Origin of the sequence: Butyricicoccus sp., from assembly GCF_050872565.1 — a bacterium.
In the GTDB taxonomy this organism is placed as follows: Bacteria; Bacillota; Clostridia; order Oscillospirales; family Butyricicoccaceae; genus Butyricicoccus_A.
In genome coordinates, this window is record NZ_JBNMHC010000157.1 from 1 (window position 1) to 4990 (window position 4990).

Annotated in this window: 4 protein-coding genes; 2 read left to right on the forward strand and 2 right to left on the reverse strand. The window is 52.5% G+C overall.

Annotation, left to right across the window (positions count from 1 at the left end; translation table 11 throughout):
• Positions 1 to 401: 401 nt before the first annotated feature.
• Positions 402 to 2612 carry an AAA family ATPase gene (locus ACR0P9_RS07455; RefSeq protein WP_432618813.1) on the reverse strand — a complete coding sequence of 737 codons (2211 nt, stop codon included), beginning with the start codon at positions 2610 to 2612 and terminating at the stop codon, positions 402 to 404.
• 344 nt (positions 2613 to 2956) lie between these two features.
• On the opposite strand from ACR0P9_RS07455, the gene ACR0P9_RS07460 reads away from it, so the two are divergent.
• Complete coding sequence (locus ACR0P9_RS07460; RefSeq protein WP_432618815.1) at positions 2957 to 4222, forward strand: SLC13 family permease; 1266 nt, start codon at positions 2957 to 2959, stop codon at positions 4220 to 4222.
• A gap of 57 nt (positions 4223 to 4279) precedes the next feature.
• Positions 4280 to 4735 carry a hypothetical protein gene (locus tag ACR0P9_RS07465; protein WP_432618816.1) on the forward strand — a complete coding sequence of 152 codons (456 nt, stop codon included), beginning with the start codon at positions 4280 to 4282 and terminating at the stop codon, positions 4733 to 4735.
• A gap of 18 nt (positions 4736 to 4753) precedes the next feature.
• Here ACR0P9_RS07465 and ACR0P9_RS07470 read toward each other — a convergent pair.
• Positions 4754 to 4990 (reverse strand): hypothetical protein (locus ACR0P9_RS07470; protein ID WP_432618818.1); only part of this gene is annotated, 237 nt, incomplete at its 5' end.

Below are 4990 nucleotides of genomic sequence, written 5' to 3' on the forward strand. Positions count from 1 at the left end.
TGGTTCCGTCTTTCAGGGTAATGTTAATCATAACAATCCATTTCCTTTCTTTGGGGCAAAAAAACAACTCCCGCCCCTAAAATGTTGTCAGGGGTGAGAGCTAACGGTTCCCACGGTTCCACCCTGCTTGCATTTGTGACAAACGTCAAAAATGCCGCTCGGTTATCTGATAACGCGGATAAGACGCCGCAGGATACTGGTTCTTTCCCCTGCGGAGCTCCGGGACGGTAACAGGAATCCAATGTGCCGCGGGAACTTTCAGCTTATAATTCCCGCTCTCTGGTGCGCGATTGTCGGGACTCCTGCGTTCCCTTCTCTGCTTGTTTTTTCGATTTGTCCTTATTTTACAACGCCCCGGAACGCTTGTCAACCAACAGTTTGTACAAAAGCGGTAAGATCTTTTATGCACCGGACAGCATGGTTTCGCTGTCAGACACCAGAAGATGCACCTCTTTTTCCTGAATTTGTATTTCTACACACTGTCCCGCGTGACCGGTCAGCAGCAGTCCCGCCAGCGGGTCTGTCACACACCGAGCGACCTCATCGCGAACGGCTCGTGCACCGCGTTTGGCATCGACCACGCCGAGCCGCTGCTCTGCATCCGGCGACCAACACAGGCGCGTGCCGCGCGCTTCGCAGCGCCGCGCGAGCTTTTGCAGTTCCTGTGCAGCAATGGCGGCACAGTCGCGCGCGGTCAAACCGGAAAAGACAATCAAGTCATCCAAGCGCGCCGCCAGCTCCGGCTGCAAAATGCGGCGCGCTTCTTCCTCTGCCTGCTGCTGTTTGAGCTGCTGTGTGCCAAATCCAACCGCCCGCCCCTGCTGTCCGCTGCCCAAATTGGAGGTCAGCAAAATGACAGCGTGGCGAAAATCCGCACTTCTGCCCTCGGAATCAGTGAGCCTGCCGTCTTCGAGCAGACGCAGCAGCAAACGCAGGACATCCGGATGGGCTTTTTCCACCTCATCAAACAGCACGACAGAGCGCGGATGTCTGCGGATTTTTTCCGTCAGCTGTCCGCCTTCTCCGTATCCTTTATAACCAGGCGGTGCACCGATGAGGCGAGAGACATCATGCGGCTGCTGATATTCCGACAAATCAATGCGAATCAAGCCATCTCGTCCGAACAATACCCGCGACAGAGCCAAGCTCACGGACGTTTTTCCCACACCGGTCGGTCCCGTCAGCAGCAGGGCTGCGACCGGACGCGCTGTGTCACGTAAACCGGCACTGCCGCGCCGCACCGCACGGCAGATTTTCGCGATGGCCTGTTCCTGCCCAATCACGTTTTTTTGAAGCTCCTGCTCCAATCGCATCAGTTTCTTCGCTGCATCTCCCTCTTCCGCCGCGCGAAAACCGTCAAACCGATAGGCCATACGGGCAATCTCGTGTGCTGTCACCTGTGTGCCGCCTTCCAAATGCACCGCGGCGCACGCTTCATCCAGCAAATCAATCGCTTTATCCGGCAAATGACGATCCGGATGGATGCGCACAGAGATATTCACTGCTGCTCCCAGCGCGTCCGGTGCAATGCACACTTGATGATGCTGTTCATATTTTCTTGCAATGCCGCGCAAGATGGTCTCGGTCTGCTGTTCGTCTGGCTCTGCAACGCGAATCTTTTGAAATCGGCGCTCCAGTGCAGCATCTTTTTCAATGGTCTTGTGATATTCTTCCGCCGTTGTCGTGCCGATAAGCCGAATCTCTCCGCGCGCCAACGCCGGTTTAAGCAAATTGGACGCGTCAATCGCGCCCTCTGCGGAACCCGCACCGACCAGTGTGTGCACCTCATCAATAAAGGCAATGACATCTTTGGACGCGCGCAATTCCCGCACAATGTTTTTCAGCCGCTCTTCAAATTCGCCGCGGTACTTTGTGCCGGAAATGAGACTCGCCATGTCCAAAGAGACAATCCGCGCATGGCGCAGCTCCTCCGGTACCTTGCCGTCTGCAATCGCCTGCGCCAATGCCTCTGCCACAGCCGTCTTTCCCACGCCCGGGTCGCCCAGCAGCACCGGATTGTTTTTGGTGCGCCGCTGCAAAATGGTCATCAGGCGAAACAGCTCTTTTTCCCTGCCAATCACGGGATCCAATCGGCCTGTCCGCGCCAGCTCCGTGAGATCTGTCGCATACCGATCCAGTGTCGCTGTCGCCGCCGGGCGCGCGGCAGCCCGTCTGGTGTGCAGCTCCTGCGTAAGAGACATACCGGTCTGCCGTTCCAGAGCCGGTATATCCGCTCGCATTCGTTCGAGAATGCGATGTCCCATACAGCTGCGAAAGCGAATGAGCGCACACAGCAAATGCCGTTCATCTGCCGGACCGCCGCTCGCCGCTCCCGCCGCCTGTCCCAAAACCAGCCGCAATTCCGGACTGATATGCCGCGGCCGCCGCATGGGGAACCGACTGCCCGTCAGCTTTGCGGTATAATAAAAGCTTTTCCATCCGCCTGCTCCGGCATCCGCCAACAGCTTGGACGCGGTGCCGCCCGCAGAGGCACTCAGCCCCAGCAGCAGATGCTCTGTCCCCACGGTATCCTGTCCCAAAATGCCCGCGCGGCGCACGGATGCCGCCAATGCTCTTCTGGCATTTTTGTCAAATGGCCCTTGAAATTCCATGTTCCTCCCTCACTTTCCACAATCTCTTTTTTCATTTTTACCCGTTCCTTCCATTTTTAGACGCTGCCGATAGATTTTTTCTGTTACCCCATGTCACTTTCCGTTTGGATATGGTATACTATAAAAGATATATGATAGAAAGCTGTCACAGACCTTCTTTTTTGTATGCCATGCGCGTTTTGCATCAATGTGAACAAGTTTTTAACGCGAATTTTAACGCATTTTTTGCACAATTTAGTTGCTATTCCGCGTTTTGGCGCGTATAATGCGTTTTGGCAAAGAAAAATGAATAAAATTCATTTTTCCAGATACATACAGAAACAAATAATAAGGAGGTTTTTATTGTGACTACACCACAAATTGCTGCCGTTGTCATCTTCTTGGCTGTCATCATCGCCATTATGACAGAGAAGATTCATCGTGCAGTCGCTGCAACTGCTGGTGCTGTCCTTCTGCTCCTGATCGGCATCCTGAACGTGGATTCCGCCGTCAGCTACATCGACTTCAACACCGTCGGTGTCCTGATTGGTATGATGCTGTTCGTGGCAGTTGTGAAAAATTCCGGCATTTTTGAATTCATTGCCATTAAATCAGCCAAAATTGCAAAGGGTGACCCTTGGCGCATCATGGTGCTGTTTGTCATCATCACCGCGGTTCTCTCCGCGTTCCTTGACAACGTAACCACCGTCCTGCTGATCGGACCGATGACCATCGCCATCACGCAGATTCTGGAAATCAATCCGGTTCCGTTCCTGATGACGCAGATCATGGCATCCAACATCGGCGGTACCGCCACCCTCATCGGTGACCCTCCGAACATCATGATTGGTTCTGCGGCAGGTCTTTCCTTCGTAGACTTTATCGAGAACACCGGCCTGGTTGTCATTCTGATTCTCGTCGTCATGATTGTCTGCTTCCGTCTGATGTATGGCAAGCAGCTGGTTGTAGACGCAGAAAAGACCAAGCTCATCATGGAGTTGGACGAAAGCAAGACCATCAAGGATCATGCGCTGATGGTAAAGAGCCTCGTGCTCATCGCTCTCGTTGTCGTCGGCTTTGTCATGCACAGCACGCTGGGCATTGAGTCCTGTGTTGTTGCTCTGACCGCTGCCGCTGTCATGCTGATTATCGGCAAGCAGGACGCAGAGGACATTATCGCCAACGTCGAGTGGTCTACCATCGTGTTCTTCATCGGTCTGTTTATCGTCGTCGGCGGTATGCAGGAAACCGGCGTCATCAACATGCTGGCACAGGCTCTGATGGATGTCACCCATGGCGATGTCTTCATCACCATGCTGCTGCTCCTGTGGCTGTCCGCGATTTTCTCTGCCTTCCTCGACAACATCCCGTTTGTTGCGACCCTGATTCCGATGATTATCACAATGGGTCAGAGCGGCACAGACATTACCCCCCTGTGGTGGGCAATCTCGCTGGGTGCATGTTTGGGCGGCAACGGCTCTCTGATTGGTGCTTCCGCAAACGTCGTTTTGTCCGGCATCAGCAACAAGAACGGCTACCCGATCACCTTTATGAGCTATTTGAAGGTCGGCTTCCCGCTCATGATTCTTTCTATCATTATCTCCACCGGCTTCCTGCTCATTCGTTACTGAGAGCTTTGAAAACCGCTGGTATCCCGCCGCATCCTGCGGCAGAATGGAGTGTATTTCATGAACGCCAATTCTATCTCTGGTGATATGATTAACTTCCGCCTCCGTCAGCTGGGCGCGACTTCCATCCGCGAAGTCAACAGCATCATGCACATCGTGCGCTTCCAGCTGGAAAACGGATTTGAGGTGGCTTATGTCTTTAACATCACCAAAAACAACAAGTATTTCTTGCAGCGTATGCGTCCGTATGCACTGGCACACGGTAAGATGGCTGACGCAGAATCCATCGTAGAATTTATCACGCAGGACATCGCCAAGTTCCGTCAGGCACAGCAGAGCAGCAACTTCCAGACCTTCATTGAGACCGCAAGCCTCATGAACACGCTGACCGCCAAGCTGGAGGACATGTTCCTCAACCACAACGTAGACGGCAAGCTGCTGACGAACTTCAACCACTGCATCCAGAACGAATGCGATTATGTCGATGCTCTAGTAGATAATTCCAAGCCGCTGTAACCGAAATTTCCGTTTTCTCTATAAGCAGACCTGTCTTTTTTTGGCAGGTCTGTTTCTTTTTATTTTTTCGTCTTTTGTACAAATTCCGCGTTTAAATTCCGCTAACTTTCTTTCATTTTTCCATTTTTCGTGTTTCTTTTCCGCTAATTTCCGCCTTGATTTTACGAAATAAAGCATGTATAATGGCAACGATGAAAAACTAGGCATGTGTCGGTCTATTTTTTCAAACATTTTGTTCAAAAATGTATCATAAAA